A 16,018-nucleotide genomic window follows, 5' to 3' on the forward strand; every position below is an offset into this window, starting at 1 on the left:
GTTAGCCTTTTGTCATTTAGCGTGTACCGTAAACTACGATCGTTTTACCGTGTGCTTGGATCAAGTTTTGTTCTTCAAGCATTTTTAAAATACGACCAACAGTTTCACGTGAACAACCAACAATTTGACCAATCTCTTGACGGGTTATCTTAATCTGCATGCCGTCAGGATGTGTCATAGCATCGGGTTGTTTTGCAAGATGTAATAGCGTTTGTGCAATACGACCAGCAACGTCAAGGAAGGCTAAGTCGCCTACTTTTTGACTAGTACTTTGTAAACGATAGGCCATTTGCGCCGAAAGTTTCATCAAGATTTCAGGATTTACCTGAATCAATTGCTTAAATTTCTTATAAGAAATTTCTGCAATTTCACATGCTTGTTTAGCACGAACCCATGCAGTACGTTCAGATTGCTCTTCAAACAGCCCTAGTTCACCGATAAAATCGCCTTGATTTAGATAAGAAAGGATCATTTCTTTACCTTCTTCATCTTTGATCAATACAGCGACGGAACCTTTGACGATGTAATATAAAGTGTCAGACTCTTCACCTGCGTGAATTAAAGTACTCTTTGCTGGGTACTTATGAATGTGACAATGTGAAAGAAACCATTCTAATGTTGGGTCAGGTTTTGGCTTACCAATCAGAGCCATATGATATTCCTCGATTGATTAAAAATGAAAGTAAGTAATGTCTAATTAAGCATTCTACGCTATTGAAACGGTGAAAACTTTGATAGAGATCGTATTTAGAAGTGTGCGTAGTGTATATTAACTTGTTAAATTTTAGATTAAATTTATCTCGTTTGTGATGGCGGTCGACTTTTTTTGTGAATTTGTCTTAATCATCACTACGATTGAATTGTTGCCAATGTTATTTGTCTATTGTATTGGATCCATGAGTTAGCTAATGTTATTTAATCAGCTTCATAAATAGTTGTCGAGGTATGCGTGAAAAAACTGAGTCAAATTGGGGTTATTGTTTGTGTTGTTTTATTAAGTGGACTTAGTTCATCTGTAAAAGCATTTGTTATCCCGCCCTCTATTGAGTCTCAAGCGGCGAGTAAACTGGTTCATATTCAGATTAAAGCCAAACAAGGTAATGCAGACGCACAATTTCTATTGGGCTTAATGAACCTTTCCGGACGATTTGTTACTCAAGATACCAAGCAAGGATTAAGCTGGGTTAATCTTGCTGCGCAACAGCAAAATATTAAGGCGCAACAAACATTAGCTGACCTAGCTTTTGACGGCAAATTAATTCCGCGGGATTTAGCACTTGCCGAGAAATGGTATTTGCAAATGGTTGCACAGGGGGATAAGTGGGCTCATTTTCGTTTAGGGTTTATTTATTCTGCTGGTGGTGATGGCGTAGTGCGTAATTGTGGTAAAGCAATGGAGCAGTTTAGTGCTGCGGGAGATGCTGTTTCAATGGGCAATATTGCGTGGATATTAGCTACATGCCCTGAAGCGGAATATCGCGATGGTTCACGTGCAGTATCGATGTCGTTAAAGTTACTTGAGCACAATCAGAATGATCCGACGGTATTAGATAATCTTGCGGCCGCGTATGCAGAACAGGGTGATTTTACTGCGGCGATAGATACCCAGAAAAAAGCGATTGATGCGTTGAAAGATAACCCTGAGATTGTGCGCAGCGATGAATTTATTTTACGTTTGAAGCAGTATCAGAATAATCAAGCTTATCGAGAAGTTATCCCACTGATGTAATGCTCTGAGTGAGCAATGTGAGTCATTTACTATTATCAATCAGTCAGTGTATTCACTTGTTTATCAGAAGAGATAAAAGTTGATGTGGGTGCTGGAACATCGACTTTTTTGGGTTTCGTTGATGTGCTTAATGCACTAACAGATCAAAAAGGGGGAATTAGCACTTCAAGCACATCAACTGCCGTTATTTCGCTTGAAATCACGATGCAGCTATCTTAATTGTTCTGACTTAAATCAAACTTAATCGGGTTTGATATCATCAAGGTTTTGCAACTCTATACGCTTATCCATTAAGTCTTTAACTAATGGCGTTAAAATTAATTCCATTGCTAATGACATTTTTCCACCGGGAACAACCAGTGTATTAACGCGTGACATAAATGAGCCTTGGATCATGTTGAGGTAATAAGGGAAATCAACATTGTTAATGCCGCGAAAGCGAATCACTAAAAAGCTTTCATCTAGGCTAGGTATGTCTTTTGCGCTAAAGGGATTTGAGGTGTCTACGGTAGGCACTCGTTGAAAATTAATGTGTGTCCGTGAAAATTGCGGCGTCATGTGCTTGATGTAATCGTCCATACTACGGACTATCGAGCCCATTACTTTTTCACGACTATGACCCCTATCGTTTGTGTCGCGAATAATTTTCTGAATCCACTCTAAATTGACAATCGGCACCATGCCTATCAATAGATCAACATGTTTAGCGACATCGGCATCTTCCGTCACCACACCACCGTGTAGCCCTTCGTAATACAGCATATCGGTATTGGCTGGCAAATCACGCCATTGCGTGAATGTACCAGGCATTTGGTTAAATGGCACCGCTTCATCGAAGGTGTGCAAGTAGCTGCGGGTTTGGCCATTGCCTGTATCACCATAGCTTGTAAAACACTCTTCGAGTTTTTTGAAATTATTGGCTTCGGGGCCAAAATAGCTTAGATTTCGATTTTCAGCCTGTGATTTTCGAATTAACACTTCCATTTCTGCGCGGGTGAAATTATGGAAACTATCACCTTCAACGAATGCAGCATTAATACCCAGCTGTCTAAAAATATGAATGAAGGCCGTCGTGGTTGTCGTTGTGCCAGCACCAGATGAACCGGTTACAGCAATAATAGGATGTTTTGCTGACATGTTATTTGCCTAGGTAAAGTTGTGGACGCGAAAAATCGAGTCACTAGTTATACGGTAATCATCACCCGTGGGTCAATTCTTCGCGGGTAACAATGTGATCATTTTGTGGTAAAACCATTGTTTTTTTTACAACTAATCGAAAGATGAACGTGAAATATGCTCGCGTTGTCTAATGGCGATAGACTCATCATCCTCACTATACTCGACAACTAAGTCGCCTTTTTTTAGTGCTAGCTTACATTGGTCCATTGCACGACTTAATTGTTGCTCGTCTGCGTCACTAAAACTGCCATCTTCAAGTTGTGATAACAGATATTCTTTTATCATACGTTGAAGTACTTCTTGAGGTAATGAAAGTAACGCTTCATAAGGCACAAGCATGGTGTATTTCCTATTAATGACTGACTAAAGAAGCGTGGGCATCGTGTTCGGTTACTGTATCACTCGCCGTTAGTATAAACTCGATGATGCGACGTTCGAGGTAAAAGCGCGGTTTCCAAGGCCAGCCACCTTCAACAAAACCTACATGTCCGCCAAACTGATGCAACTCGTATTCAACCATAGGCGACAATTGAGCTTGGTTTGGGATCACTTCATCAGTCATGAAGGGGTCATCTTTGGCGTGGATGACTAATGTGGGCTTGGTAATATGTTGCAAATAGCCTAGGCCGCTAGATTGTTGATAATAATCATTAACGTCAATAAAACCATGCAAAGGTGCAGTGACTTTATCGTCAAATAAATAAAAGGTATTGAGCATTTTGAGCTGTTCTTTAGTGATCGGCATTTGCTCGGTTAACTCTGCAGTGTTAATTTTTTCGAGCATTTTATCTTGTAAGCGTTTAATTAAAAAGCGTTGATACAGAGTTGAAAAACCATTTTCTAAGCGTTTTGCACATGCGCTTAACGTGAGAGGCGCCGACACAACCACAGCGCGTTCGAGTAAGCTATGCTGTTGTTTGCTGCCTTGGTATTTTGCCAATACATTACCGCCTAAACTGTAGCCAACAGCATACAATGGCGAGTCTGGATAGTAGTGTTTTAGTTGTTCTAAGGTGTAGGCTAAGTCGTTTACATCGCCGCTATGATAACTGCGAGCTAAGCGGTTAGGTTCACCCGAACAACCTCGATGATGATGAACGACAGCAGACATTTTGGCTTTTTTTGCTTCGATGAGCATTCTGCGTGCATAATGCGATTCTGTGTTACCTTCAAGACCATGGATAATCACTAAAATAGGCGCGCCATTTTGTGCTTGGCCTAGCCAATCTAAATCGATAAAGTCGCCGTCGGGTAACTCTTGTCGTTGCCTAAATGTTATTGGTCTGGCCACTTTAAAAATGAATGGTAGAATCGTTTGTACATGCGGGCTAGTAGCCCACCAAGGCGGAGTGAACAAGGTTTTCATAGAAGGAATATTTCTGTAATTGTTTGTGAAAATTTAAACGTATGTTTAAATGTTACTCATGCCACTCTACCACATAAAAAATAGAGACAACAATAAACTCAAGGGGAAGTAAATGAAGCGGCGTGCCTTTCTTACTGGTGCTTTTGCTGGAACTGCGGCAATAGCACTCGGCGTTAATTTATATTCACCTAGCATCACGACCTCTACCGATGATATTCATCATCGAGTGTTGTTCAGTGTGTTGCTGCCAGTGTTCTTAGACGGTGCATTGCCCGAGGTTCCAAGCCATAGAGAAATCGCGATAAATCGCACATTGGATGCGATTTCACAATCAATTACTCATTTGCCTGTAGAACAACAACAAGAGTTAATGGAATTGTTGGAGTTGCTTGAAGGACGCTTCGGCTTATTGTTGCTCAGTGGCAGTATGACACCGTTGTTAATGCGTGAACCAAAGCAATTGATTGACATGTTAGAGTTTTGGCGACACAACTATTTGGACATGTTAACGACCGCTTATAACGGATTACGTGAATTGATAATGGCAAGTTATTACGCCTGTCCGGAACATTGGGGCAATTTACGTTATGTAAAGCCTACTTTCTTGGTGCATAACGCGCATTAATCCCTCATGTAAGGAGCTCTCCCTTGGCCATTATTGATCCTATTATTACCGGATTAAGTTCAGGCTGGCATCATATCGATGCTAGTACCTTAGAAATGGATCGCCACTTTGACGCTGATGTTGTTATTGTTGGCACCGGAGCTGGCGGCGGCACCGCAGCAGAAATACTCACTGAAGCTGGATTAAAAGTGATTATGATTGAAGGCGGATCGCTAAAATCATCAACTCACTTTGATATGGAAGAGCGCCACGCTTATCCGAATTTGTATCAACAAGCAGCCGCAATGAAAACTGCAGATAAAGGTATTGGTATATTTCAAGGTCGAACGGTAGGCGGTTCAACCACGGTCAATTGGACAACCTCAATTAGAACTCCAGAACAAACCTTGGCCTTTTGGGAGCAAGAAAAATCGGTAAAAGGTTTGTCCTCGCAAGATTTACTGCCTTGGTTTGAATTGATGGAGCAGCGGCTCAATATTGAACAGTGGCAGTTTGAGCCCAATAGAAACAATGGTGCACTGCGCGAAGGTTGTGAAAAGCTGGGTTGGGATTACACCGTCATTAAACGTAATGTTAAAGGTTGCTGGAATACCGGTTACTGTGGCATGGGTTGTCCCGTTAATGCCAAACAATCTATGTTAGTGACTACTATTCCAGCGGCTTTGGACAAAGGCGCGACGTTGATTTCTCGCGCCAAGGTCATCAAACTTGAACACAAAGGCGATCAAGTTGTTGGTTTAACGGCGCAGGCATTAACCGAAGGGTTAATGCCGACATCGGTTAACATTACTTTTAGTGCTAAGCATTATATTTTAAGTGCGGGTGCAGTTCATACACCAACGATATTAATGCGTTCTAATACCCCAGATCCACATAAGCAATTAGGCAAAACGTTTTTACATCCGTCATTGTTATCGGGCGGTATTTTTGCAGAACAAATTAATGGTCACAGTGGTGCGCCGCAATCTATCTATTCAGATGAATTTGTTTGGCGTGATGGCGCGACTGGCGATTTAGGTTATAAGCTTGAAGTTGCGCCTGTACATCCCGTGTTGATAGCATCTAAAACCATTGGTTATGGTGTAAGCCACGCACAATTAATGGCTAACTTTAACCAAATGCAGGTGACTATTGCGCTTATTCGTGATGGTTTTAATCAGCAATGTCCTGGTGGTCAGGTAAGATTAACCGATACGAGTTTGGCGTTAGATTATCCTTTAGATAAAGGTTTTTGGGATGGTGCTCGTCGGGCATTTTTGTCGATGGCCGAATTACAATTTGCTGCAGGAGCCAAAAAGGTGTTGCCGATGCATGATGGCTTGTCATTTCTTAATTCGTGGAGTGAAGCAAAGCAGGCTATCAATAATGCCGATTTAGGTTTATTAAAAACCATTGTCGCGTCGGCCCATGTGATGGGCGGTTGTGCAATGGGTGAAGATAAAACCCTATCAATGGTCGATACTTTTGGTTATTCGCATTACCTTGAAAATTTATCGGTGATGGATGGTTCGGTATTCCCAACAAGTTTAGGCGCGAATCCGCAGTTGTCTATTTATGGTCTAGTGGCTCGAAATGCAACGGCATTAGCACAAAAATTGACTCAAACTAGCTAGCTGAACGGCTTGGTATGCCTTAGCATGGCGGTATATCAACGTACGGCAAGTCGCTAAACCAGATGATGCGTTATGAGTGAGCAAGGCCGGTTTGGGTGGTCAACTCAGTCATAATGCTTTCATCTAAGCCAAATAAGCTAAGGTAGTGTTGTATATTGCTCGGCTCAGTATTATCAGGTTCAATATCTAACGTTTTCCCCTGCAGTAAGTTCAATTTGTGTAATAACATGTACTGAGATTTACGTTCCATAATGAGCTCAACATCGAGCATTTTTTGATATTCTTCACCGTCTAAGTATGCTTTAGCAATCCGCCGTAATCGTCGATAAGGTTGCAACACATTTGCTTCCCATTGATCTACAACACCTGTCAATAATTCCCACAGTTGTGGCGTCAACACATATTGCTGTTGATCAAGGTATTGAGCCAATAATAAAATATTCACATTTACTTGGTAAGTGTCTTGTAAGTTTATGTAAAAATTGGGATTAGTTGAGTAATTTTGTTCGCAATCATGCCAAATTAAATAGCTAAATGTTTGCTGGTGAGAAGGCCGCGACATACAGTATCCCTTACAGCCTTAAGTGGTGTGAGTTAACACCACTTAAGGCTTGAATAAAATAAAACTAACTGTTTATTGAAAATCTTGTTCGAAAAGCTCTATCTGCTCTTGAATGTCTAACCAATGCATTTCACTTTCATCCATAGCTTGAGTCAGCGTAGTCCGTTCGTTGAGGACATTGGTCATTTTAGCTTTGTTCTCGGCTTCGTATAAGCTGCCATCGGCTAACTCAATTTCTAATTCGGCTAATCTGGCATTAATTTTTTGCTGTTGATTTTCTAACTTTACTTGTTGTTTTTTCAGCGGCGATACTTTCTGACGTAATTCAGCTTCCATTCTTTTTTGCTGTTTTTTATCAACAGCATCACCGCCAGTGCCAACATCTGTTTTGTTGTTGGCTTGTGCTAGTTTGGCGGCATCGAGCAACCATTGATGATAGTCATCTAAGTCACCGTCAAAAGGTGTTACAACACCTTGGTCAACTAAGTAATAATCACTACAACTTAATCGTAATAGGTGACGATCGTGTGACACGATGACCATTGCACCCTCAAAGGTTTGCAATGCCATGGTGAGTGCGTGACGCATCTCTAAATCTAAATGGTTGGTCGGTTCATCGAGTAATAGTAAATTTGGACGCTGCCAAACCACTAATGCTAATACTAGGCGGGCTTTTTCGCCGCCAGAAAACGGCCGTACTGGCGATAAGGCCATATCACCATTAAAGCCAAACCCGCCTAAAAAGTTGCGTAATTCTTGTTCGCGAACACTTGCTGGTGCAAGTCTTACTAAGTGTTGCATTGGAGAGTCATCAAGCGTTAAAAATTCAACTTGATGCTGAGCAAAATAACCAATATTCAATCCTGGGTTAGGTTGGTATTTACCCGTTTTAGCTTGTAATTGCCCTGATAACAGTTTGATCAGCGTCGATTTACCGGCACCATTTCTACCTAACAAACCAATACGCGCACCAGGGACTAGGTTTAACTCAACCTGTTTCAGGATGGTGTTATCTTCATAACCAATAGAGACATTTTCCATTACCACTAATGGGTTAGGTAGCGCTTCTGGTTCTCTAAAGGCCATTTGAAATGGATTGTCTACTTGCGAGGGCAACAAATCGGCCATGCGTTCGAGGGCTTTTAAGCGGCTTTGTGCTTGTTTAGCTTTACTGGCTTTATAGCGGAAACGATCAACAAATGACTGCATATGTGAGCGTTCTTTTTGTTGACGCTCAAAGGCGACTTGTTGCTGGGCCATGCGTTCGGCGCGTACTCGTTCAAAAGAAGAGTAATTACCTTTGTAGTAATTTAGTTTGTGATTTTCAACATGAACAATTTCACCAACAATGCCATCGATAAAGTCACGATCGTGACTGATCAAAATGAGTGTCCCTTGATAAGATTTTATCCAACCTTCTAACCAATACATGGTATCTAAGTCTAAGTGGTTGGTTGGCTCATCGAGTAACAATAAGTCTGAACGACATAATAGTGCTTGGGCTAAGTTGAGGCGCATACGCCAACCACCAGAGAAGCTTTTTACCGGGTTACTTTGGTCTGCATCCTTAAATCCTAAGCCTGCTAATAGCGCGCCTGCTCGAGCTTTGATGGCATAGCCGCCAATAGCATCAATTTTGCCGTGAATAAGCGCAATGGCATTACCGTTATTGTCGGTTTGGGCTTTCTCTAGTTGGGCTTCTAAATCACGGTATTCAGTGTCACCGTCGAGGACATACTCTAGAGCCGACACATCTAATGCCGGTGTTTCCTGCGCAACAGAGGCAACTTGCCAGCCTGAGGGGAAACTAAATTCACCCTTATCTAGATGTAAATGACCCAAAATCAAGGCAAGCAATGATGATTTACCTGTACCGTTGGCGCCGACAAGGCCAACCTTGTGTCCGGGATAAATCGTCAGTGAGGTTTCATCGAGTAAGGTTTTACTGCCGCGAATTAACTGAGCTTGGCTTATGTTGATCATTAATTACAACTTGATACTTAAGAATAGAATAATGGTGCAGATAATATCGCATCTACGATTTATTTCCCACAATCACGGGACTCATGTGGGCTAATCATGGCAAAATAGGCGTATAAATCAGGTAAAGACCTTATTGAGTTAACCGCTCATTCAGTAAACACTAAGTTGAGTAAATCATGACCAAAATTAAAAAGCGTTTTGTTGCAGGGGCTAAATGCCCTAAATGCAGTGCTAAAGACAGTATTTTATTGTTTAAAGAAAATGGAATTGAAACGGTTGAATGTACTGACTGTGATTATCGTGAGCAACAAACGGATATTAAAGTGCCTCAAAAAAACAGTGGTAGCATGATCGGGGTATTCAAACCTGATTAACATGTAGTGGCATCTCAACGCAGATGAAGAGTTGAGTTAGTTACTCATATATTCATCTGGTTGTGTTTCAGCAGATATCTTCATTTTATGTTTAGTTAATATCTGGATAACATTAGTATTATTTTTAATTAGGCCGTTGAAGCGTGTAGTAATTTCTTGTAATTCTAGGCCGTAACTTGGGTCGTCTCTAGGTTTAGTTTGCCAGTAACGCTTACGATCCAATTTTTGTATTTCGCTAGCCCGTAAAATTTCAAAATAGCTGTTTTCTTGATTTAAGCGATAAATTTCACCATCAAGTAGCTGCAGTAATTTCTCTTTAGAAATGGTTTGTTTATTGAGTATTGCTTCTAAGGGATCTTGTTTGAGCTCGCGCTTGTCAGAGTCAACCTCAGTGGTGATACCCAATTGGTATTCAATTTTATGTTGGCTATATTCCTGAGGGCAAGCTGTTTGGCTGAAAACGACTTTTTCATCCATCATGCATTTGTAAATAGTATTGGCTTGAGCAGTAAAAGTGCTCATGGCGAGTACGATGAATAACAGTCTTTTTGCCATGCGGCCACACATCCTTTTGTCATCACTATTACGATTTTGATATCACATGTTTACGTTTTCGACACTAGGCCTTGTCGATGATGCATTCAACCTCACAGTTGACAACCATGTCTAGCTGCTAATGGTAAGCAATCACCGGTTACGTATTTTGGCTAAAGGTATTGTTTTTTACTGTATCTTGCCAACTCACTTATTTAACTAGTGTTTTGATGAGCTTATGTACTTAAACAGATTAGCATGTTTTAACGCTACGCAAGTAAGACATTACCCATACTCGTTACCGGATATTGAATACTCGGCAATCATACCTTGCTAACTATATAACTATAATCACGTCGATAACACTATTCTAACGCTTAAATATGGTTCAATTTTATCGATAAAACCAGTTTTTTGACAATGGAAATCTCAATAAAATAAAAAATCTTTGTTTTTTATTTTATTGAGTTAAGCCAAAAAATAATGTTTTTTTAGCGAAGCGTACTATGTGCCTAACTTGAATGACGAGAAAATGACACGTTGTCTATCAAGCGCGCTTTGCCGAGATACGCCGCCCCAATAACCACTAGTTCACTGTCAGCTGCCGTTACTTGGCGTAATGTATTGGCATTTCTCACTTCGAGATAATCAGGAGTAAAACCAACTGTTATAAGTCGTTTTTTGGCAGTTGAGATAGCTTGTTGTATTGCTTCACCGCGTTGAATCGCGTTAACAATACTGTCTAATGCTTGTTTTAATGTTGCTGCTGAGTGTTTTTCTTCAATGGTTAAATAGCCATTACGAGAGCTCATCGCAAGACCCGACGCTTCTCGGATAGTTTCCACTCCAATTACATCGATTGGCATCGATAAATCTTCAACCATGGTTTTGATAATCATCAATTGTTGAAAATCTTTACGGCCGAATAAGGCGATATCAGGTTGAACAATATTAAACAGTTTGGAAACTATAGTGGCCACACCACGAAAATGACCTGGGCGGCTTGCACCGCATAATTCATCACCAATTTCTGGTACTTCAATAAATGTTTGCTGTGCCAATCCTTTGGGATAAATAATCTCAGGTGTTGGAGTGAAGAGTAGTTCTGTTCCGGCAAGCATTAGCTTTTCGCTATCTTGTGCGAGTGTGCGTGGGTAACCCTCTAAGTCTTCATTGGCACTAAATTGCATCGGATTAACAAAAATAGATACCACCACATGGTCTGCGCGCTTTTTAGCTTCATTCACTAAGGTAATGTGACCTTGGTGTAAGTTACCCATAGTAGGCACAAAAGCAACCGTTTCGCCTTTGCTGCGCCAAGTCTTAACATGTTCGCGAATGGTTGAGATAGCGGAAGTGGTTATCATTTTCTGTTCGAACCTTAATAAAAACAATGTAGTCATTGATGTAGATTTAATGATTAGCCTCAAGCCGAATAAGAGCTAGGGTAATCGATAACAACGGGTTTATTTCGCATCTGCAAATCAAACTTGCCGTTTGTGTTGCTAACGAAGGTGCATTGACTCATCAACTGTCGATCTATTGTAAGTCAATGCAACGTAGATAGCAGAGCAAAAATGATAATAAATTTATATTATCAAGATGTTATATTAATTAAAGGTATGTTCTTCCGCTGGGAATGTGCCGTTAGCAACTTCATCAATATAAGCTCTGATAGCCGAACGTATTTCGCCGGTTTGTTTGAGGTAGTTTTTTGAAAAACGGGGAATGTAGCCACTCGAAATGCCTAAAACATCGTGCATAACAAGAATTTGGCCATCGGTGTCAGCTCCAGCGCCGATACCGATAACTGGAATGGTTAGTGCTTCAGTAATGGCTTTAGCCAGGGAGGCTGGAATACACTCAACCACTAATAATTGCGCACCAGCAGCTTGCAATGCTTTAGCTTCATCTAGAATGCGTTGCGCGTTATCAGCGTCGCGACCTTGCACTTTAAATCCGCCAAAAACGTTCACCGACTGTGGCGTTAACCCTAGGTGAGCACAAACTGGAATACCACGTTCGGTTAACATTTTTACGCTTTCAAGTAACCAATGTCCGCCTTCTAATTTAACCATGCTGGCACCTGCCTGCATTAATATTGCAGCGTTAGTCATGGTCTGTTCTGGGGTGCTATAGCTCATAAACGGCATGTCTGCGATGAGTAATGCGCGCGAAACACCACGTTTGACACAAGCGGTATGGTAAGCAATATCGGCAATGGTTACTGGTAAGGTATCGTTATGGCCTTGAAGCACCATACCGAGTGAATCACCCACTAGAAGTACATCAACACCTTCACTGTCAAATGCGCCGGCAAAGCTAGCGTCATAAGCCGTTAATGCGGTGAACTTTTTACCTTCTTGTTTGAACTTGATTAGGGTCGAACTGGTGACTTTTGACATAGTAGACTCTTAAAACAATATTGAAATACTAAAAGCTGAGCTTAATCTTCTGTCTGTTAAGATCAACTTTAATCGATAAGCTTTTGTAATTCATCACGCATTGCCACACTAATAAGGCTTTCAAGGCTTGTATTACAAGGCAATGTTAGCCCTGGTGCAATGTCTGCTAATGGAACTAACACAAAACTGCGTTGCTTCATGCCGTAATGAGGCACACAAAGTCGAGGTTCGTTGATGTGTTGTTGACCATAGAGTAACAAATCTAAATCTAAGGTACGAGGTCCCCAGTGTTCAAGTCGTACACGCCCTTGTTGTTGCTCGATTTCTTGTAAGGTATCGAGTAACTCAATGGGCAATAGCGAGGTTTCAAACCCCGCGACAGCATTGACATAATCTGGCTGAATAACATCACCCATGGGCTTGGAACCATAATATGCTGACACCGTAAAAGTGTTGTTTATTGCCAATGCCTTTAGCGCCAATACTGCAACATCGAGTTGTTGTATTGGCTCTGCTAAATTAGCGCCTATGGCGACATAAACTTGAACCGCCATGATTGTTATTCTTCCGCTGGTTTGGCTGCTGGTTTACGGCGACGCTTACGCTGTGGTGCATTTCTGTTACGATTATTGCTGCCTTTGATGCTTTTAGCTATGTCGCTACGGTCAGTTTCATCAGCTTCTACAAACGCTTTCCACCACTCAGCTATCTTGGCAATATTACCCATTTCAACTTCACCGCGCAGTAGCAGTAAATCATAAGCTGCTCTGAATTTAGGGTGCTCTAGTAGTTTAAATGCTCGAGTGCCTTGACCGCGTTCTAATCGTAACTGCAATTGCCAAATGTCGCGTGCTGGAGTGCTAAATCGGCGTGGTAAGCTAATTGTTAGACACTGTTTTTCAAGCACATCACCCATTGCAGCAACATATGCATCGTAATGAGTTAAGCCGCTTTCAATGGCAATATCATCAGCTCGTTGCTTAACGGGATACCACAAGATTGCCGCAAAGAAAAATGCCGGAGTCACGGTTTTATCTTCGCTAACACGGATATCGGTATTACGCATAACGACTTGCAGCATTTTAGCGGCATACCCTTTAGGCGACTCTTCAATTAATGCACCGACTTGTGGGAACAAGGGCGCGAATAAACCAAAACGTTGCATCATGTGGTAATTAGCTTCTGCTTTACCGGCAAAAAACAGTTTCAATACTTCTTCATACATGCGCGCAGCAGGAATATCGGCTAGCAATGGAGCAAGGGCTTTGATGGGATCCGCTGTCACGGCATCGATTTGCATATCAAGTTTCGTCGCAAAACGAACAGCACGAAGCATACGCACCGGGTCTTCGCGGTATCGCGTGTCTGGGTCGCCAATAAGCTTAATCGTTCTAGCATTGAGATCGTTTATTCCACCACCATAGCTGCGAATAGAATAATCACTAATATCATAGTAGAGCGCGTTAATGGTGAAGTCACGGCGCTCAGCATCTTCATCGATCTCACCGTAGACGTTATCGCGTAACAAACGGCCTTCAGCGTTGGATTTTGATACTTTATCATTGCTTTCACTGTGGTGACCGCGGAAAGTGGCAACCTCAATGACATCACGACCAAAAACGATATGCGCCAGTCTAAAGCGACGGCCGACTAAGCGACAATTGCGGAATAACTTTTTAATGTCATCTGGGGTGGCATTAGTGACGACGTCAAAATCTTTCGGTTCAAGACCTAATAGAATGTCACGTACTCCACCGCCCACTAAATAAGCTTTGTAGCCAGATTTATTAAGACGATAAAGTACTTTTAGTGCATTTTCACTAATTTGACGACGTGAAATTGAGTGACCATCTCTGGAGATAATATCCAGACGTAAGCCATCTTCTTGAATGGGTTCTTCAAGGACTGGAGCTACTTTGTTGTTTTCAAATAGCTGTTTACAGAATTGGCTAATACGGCGAAAAATAATACACCTCGAAATGCTATAATAATTTGATTAAAAATCTGGCGGGTATAATACATTAAATGTGACCGAATGAGTATACGTACAGTTGCGCTAAAAAGGGCTTAATGCAATAACTTATGTCAGTTAATGACGATACCTAGTTGTTTATTGTCGATAAGACAATTTCTTTTTGTGCAGGAATCGTGCTTAGGTCAAATTGTTCAACAGCCTGTTTAAGCATAACTTCTACCGAATCTACATCGACAGCTTTTTGGCCTAAAAAGGTCAGTGCCGCATTAATACTGGCTTGAGGGTGAATGACATCTATGGCTGGAGCATAATTCTGCTTGGATAATTTAAAGCCTTTCTCGGCACAAACTAACGGCAAATGTAGCCAATCAGGTGGCGTAAATTCCAATTGGGTAAACAAACTTATTTGTCGGCAACTGGCTTCAAGTAAATCACAACCTCTGACCACTTCAGTTATGCCTTGATATGCATCGTCGAGTACAACGGCGAGTTGGTAAGCATACAAACCATCACTGCGTTTAATAATAAAGTCTTCTTCGGCGAAAGCTTTATCAACCATCACCGAGCCTTGAAGTTTATCAACAAAATGATCAATTTTAACGTGATTACGAATTCGAATTGCGCCGTGTGTCAGTCTAGGCTGAAGTCGGCCACAACGGCCATCATACACTCCGCCGCTGGTTTGAATTATTTTACGTGTGCATTGGCAATAATAAGCAAGATCACTGGCGATAAACGCTTCAATTTGATCTTGATAAGCCTGATATCGTTGCTGTTGAAATAGTACGGTTCCATGCCAATGTAAGCCGTAGGCATCGAGTGTTCTAAGGATGTTATCGCTTGCACCGGGGACTTCGCGTGGCGGGTCGATATCTTCTATGCGGACAAGCCATTGGCCTTGCTGACTGTGCGCGCGAAGATAACTGCCTAATGCAGCAATGAGTGAGCCAAAATGCAGTGAACCTGATGGTGAGGGCGCAAAACGTCCGATATAGGATGGGGGAATCATGTTATAGCGTTGTTTTTCGTTAACATCGTATTGTTATTATCGTCAGTTAATGTGACAACACAACAGCCTTGTTAATTTGTTAGTGGGTAAATAAAGTCAATAAAAAGGGCGAGATAATCTCGCCCTAATCAATAACGGGTTAACCCGCCATTTGTTTTTCTTTTATTTCAGCTAGCGTTTTACAATCGATACATTGATCGGCTGTAGGGCGAGCTTCAAGTCGACGGATACCAATTTCTACGCCACATGAGAAGCAGAAACCAAAATCGTCTTCTTTGATCAACTGTAAAGTCTTTTCAATCTTTTTGATCAATTTACGTTCTCTGTCACGAGCGCGTAATTCTAAGCTGAATTCTTCTTCTTGTGCTGCACGGTCGACAGGATCAGGAAAGTTTGCAGCTTCATCTTGCATGTGAGTTAACGTACGGTCGACTTCTTCACGCAATTGGTTACGCCATGCTTCGAGGATCAATGTAAAGTGACCACGTTGCTTGGTATTCATATACTCTTCACCAGCCGATTCCTGGTAAGGATCTACTCCAGCGATAGCGAGTACGCCAAGTTTTTTCGTGCCTTGAGGCATAACGCATCTCCTGTAATCATTTGAGTTTTAAGGACGTCTTAAATTTATGGCCGCTATCTATACCAGAAACTCTATAGCGTG

At 41.5% G+C, this 16,018-nt stretch carries 17 protein-coding genes; 4 read left to right on the forward strand and 13 right to left on the reverse strand.

Annotated features, from left to right (window positions below; genetic code table 11):
- Nucleotides 1-16: 16 nt before the first annotated feature.
- Nucleotides 17-652: a cAMP-activated global transcriptional regulator CRP gene (gene crp / locus H5125_RS00670; protein ID WP_101085253.1), complete on the reverse strand. Its 636-nt coding sequence runs from the start codon at nt 650-652 to the stop codon at nt 17-19.
- Between the two features lie 297 nt (nt 653-949).
- Between crp and H5125_RS00675 the strand changes: the two genes are divergently transcribed.
- On the forward strand, nt 950-1,729 hold the full coding sequence (locus tag H5125_RS00675; protein ID WP_162023866.1) for a tetratricopeptide repeat protein: 780 nt from the start codon (nt 950-952) through the stop codon (nt 1,727-1,729).
- Between the two features lie 240 nt (nt 1,730-1,969).
- Here the strand turns inward: H5125_RS00675 and H5125_RS00680 are convergent, their stop codons facing one another.
- The 3 genes from H5125_RS00680 to H5125_RS00690 form a co-directional block, all read right to left on the reverse strand.
- A complete protein-coding gene (locus tag H5125_RS00680) occupies nt 1,970-2,866 on the reverse strand; it encodes a phosphoribulokinase (RefSeq protein ID WP_059744602.1) in 897 nt (298 codons plus the stop codon).
- A 132-nt stretch (nt 2,867-2,998) separates the two neighbouring features.
- A complete protein-coding gene (locus H5125_RS00685) occupies nt 2,999-3,247 on the reverse strand; it encodes a YheU family protein (RefSeq protein WP_101085255.1) in 249 nt (82 codons plus the stop codon).
- A gap of 13 nt (nt 3,248-3,260) precedes the next feature.
- Nucleotides 3,261-4,274, reverse strand: coding sequence for a hydrolase (locus H5125_RS00690; protein WP_162023865.1), 1,014 nt, complete (start codon nt 4,272-4,274; stop codon nt 3,261-3,263).
- 112 nt (nt 4,275-4,386) lie between these two features.
- On the opposite strand from H5125_RS00690, the gene H5125_RS00695 reads away from it, so the two are divergent.
- Complete coding sequence (locus tag H5125_RS00695; RefSeq protein WP_101085257.1) at nt 4,387-4,899, forward strand: TAT leader-containing periplasmic protein; 513 nt, start codon at nt 4,387-4,389, stop codon at nt 4,897-4,899.
- A 23-nt stretch (nt 4,900-4,922) separates the two neighbouring features.
- On the forward strand, nt 4,923-6,512 hold the full coding sequence (locus H5125_RS00700; protein ID WP_101085258.1) for a GMC family oxidoreductase: 1,590 nt from the start codon (nt 4,923-4,925) through the stop codon (nt 6,510-6,512).
- Nucleotides 6,513-6,582: 70 nt separating this feature from the next.
- On the opposite strand, the gene H5125_RS00705 is transcribed toward H5125_RS00700, so the two are convergent.
- Together H5125_RS00705 and H5125_RS00710 are read right to left on the reverse strand one after the other, a co-directional pair.
- Nucleotides 6,583-7,074, reverse strand: coding sequence for a TIGR02444 family protein (locus H5125_RS00705; RefSeq protein WP_162023864.1), 492 nt, complete (start codon nt 7,072-7,074; stop codon nt 6,583-6,585).
- Between the two features lie 72 nt (nt 7,075-7,146).
- Nucleotides 7,147-9,057: an ABC transporter ATP-binding protein gene (locus H5125_RS00710; protein ID WP_162023863.1), complete on the reverse strand. Its 1,911-nt coding sequence runs from the start codon at nt 9,055-9,057 to the stop codon at nt 7,147-7,149.
- A 176-nt stretch (nt 9,058-9,233) separates the two neighbouring features.
- Between H5125_RS00710 and H5125_RS00715 the strand changes: the two genes are divergently transcribed.
- Nucleotides 9,234-9,431 (forward strand): YheV family putative zinc ribbon protein, encoded by a 198-nt coding sequence (locus tag H5125_RS00715; RefSeq protein WP_182743173.1) that lies wholly within the window; start codon nt 9,234-9,236, stop codon nt 9,429-9,431.
- A gap of 36 nt (nt 9,432-9,467) precedes the next feature.
- On the opposite strand, the gene H5125_RS00720 is transcribed toward H5125_RS00715, so the two are convergent.
- From H5125_RS00720 to dksA, 7 genes are all read right to left on the reverse strand, one after another.
- Nucleotides 9,468-9,986 carry a hypothetical protein gene (locus tag H5125_RS00720; protein ID WP_101085262.1) on the reverse strand — a complete coding sequence of 173 codons (519 nt, stop codon included), beginning with the start codon at nt 9,984-9,986 and terminating at the stop codon, nt 9,468-9,470.
- 491 nt (nt 9,987-10,477) lie between these two features.
- Nucleotides 10,478-11,332, reverse strand: a complete 855-nt coding sequence (gene panC / locus H5125_RS00725) for a pantoate--beta-alanine ligase (RefSeq protein ID WP_182743175.1) — start codon at nt 11,330-11,332, stop codon at nt 10,478-10,480.
- Nucleotides 11,333-11,575: 243 nt separating this feature from the next.
- Nucleotides 11,576-12,370, reverse strand: coding sequence for a 3-methyl-2-oxobutanoate hydroxymethyltransferase (gene panB / locus H5125_RS00730; protein ID WP_101085264.1), 795 nt, complete (start codon nt 12,368-12,370; stop codon nt 11,576-11,578).
- Between the two features lie 68 nt (nt 12,371-12,438).
- Nucleotides 12,439-12,924: a 2-amino-4-hydroxy-6-hydroxymethyldihydropteridine diphosphokinase gene (gene folK / locus H5125_RS00735; protein ID WP_182743177.1), complete on the reverse strand. Its 486-nt coding sequence runs from the start codon at nt 12,922-12,924 to the stop codon at nt 12,439-12,441.
- A gap of 5 nt (nt 12,925-12,929) precedes the next feature.
- On the reverse strand, nt 12,930-14,231 hold the full coding sequence (gene pcnB / locus H5125_RS00740; protein ID WP_162024398.1) for a polynucleotide adenylyltransferase PcnB: 1,302 nt from the start codon (nt 14,229-14,231) through the stop codon (nt 12,930-12,932).
- A gap of 241 nt (nt 14,232-14,472) precedes the next feature.
- Complete coding sequence (gluQRS, locus tag H5125_RS00745; RefSeq protein ID WP_101085267.1) at nt 14,473-15,354, reverse strand: tRNA glutamyl-Q(34) synthetase GluQRS; 882 nt, start codon at nt 15,352-15,354, stop codon at nt 14,473-14,475.
- 139 nt (nt 15,355-15,493) lie between these two features.
- Nucleotides 15,494-15,937 (reverse strand): RNA polymerase-binding protein DksA, encoded by a 444-nt coding sequence (gene dksA / locus H5125_RS00750; RefSeq protein WP_011638715.1) that lies wholly within the window; start codon nt 15,935-15,937, stop codon nt 15,494-15,496.
- Nucleotides 15,938-16,018: the final 81 nt, after the last annotated feature.

It is taken from the genome of Shewanella sp. SR44-4, from assembly GCF_014163715.1.
GTDB lineage: Bacteria > Pseudomonadota > Gammaproteobacteria > Enterobacterales > Shewanellaceae > Shewanella.

Coding starts and splice junctions, on each gene's coding strand:
- H5125_RS00685 (WP_101085255.1), bottom strand. CDS start 3,247: ATGCTTGTGCCTTATGAAGCGTTACTTTCATTACCTCAAGAAGTACTT.
- folK (WP_182743177.1), bottom strand. CDS start 12,924: ATGGCGGTTCAAGTTTATGTCGCCATAGGCGCTAATTTAGCAGAGCCA.
- H5125_RS00680 (WP_059744602.1), bottom strand. CDS start 2,866: ATGTCAGCAAAACATCCTATTATTGCTGTAACCGGTTCATCTGGTGCT.
- H5125_RS00710 (WP_162023863.1), bottom strand. CDS start 9,057: ATGATCAACATAAGCCAAGCTCAGTTAATTCGCGGCAGTAAAACCTTA.
- dksA (WP_011638715.1), bottom strand. CDS start 15,937: ATGCCTCAAGGCACGAAAAAACTTGGCGTACTCGCTATCGCTGGAGTA.
- H5125_RS00705 (WP_162023864.1), bottom strand. CDS start 7,074: ATGTCGCGGCCTTCTCACCAGCAAACATTTAGCTATTTAATTTGGCAT.
- H5125_RS00720 (WP_101085262.1), bottom strand. CDS start 9,986: ATGGCAAAAAGACTGTTATTCATCGTACTCGCCATGAGCACTTTTACT.
- H5125_RS00690 (WP_162023865.1), bottom strand. CDS start 4,274: ATGAAAACCTTGTTCACTCCGCCTTGGTGGGCTACTAGCCCGCATGTA.
- panC (WP_182743175.1), bottom strand. CDS start 11,332: ATGATAACCACTTCCGCTATCTCAACCATTCGCGAACATGTTAAGACT.
- panB (WP_101085264.1), bottom strand. CDS start 12,370: ATGTCAAAAGTCACCAGTTCGACCCTAATCAAGTTCAAACAAGAAGGT.
- H5125_RS00695 (WP_101085257.1), top strand. CDS start 4,387: ATGAAGCGGCGTGCCTTTCTTACTGGTGCTTTTGCTGGAACTGCGGCA.
- crp (WP_101085253.1), bottom strand. CDS start 652: ATGGCTCTGATTGGTAAGCCAAAACCTGACCCAACATTAGAATGGTTT.
- gluQRS (WP_101085267.1), bottom strand. CDS start 15,354: ATGATTCCCCCATCCTATATCGGACGTTTTGCGCCCTCACCATCAGGT.
- H5125_RS00715 (WP_182743173.1), top strand. CDS start 9,234: ATGACCAAAATTAAAAAGCGTTTTGTTGCAGGGGCTAAATGCCCTAAA.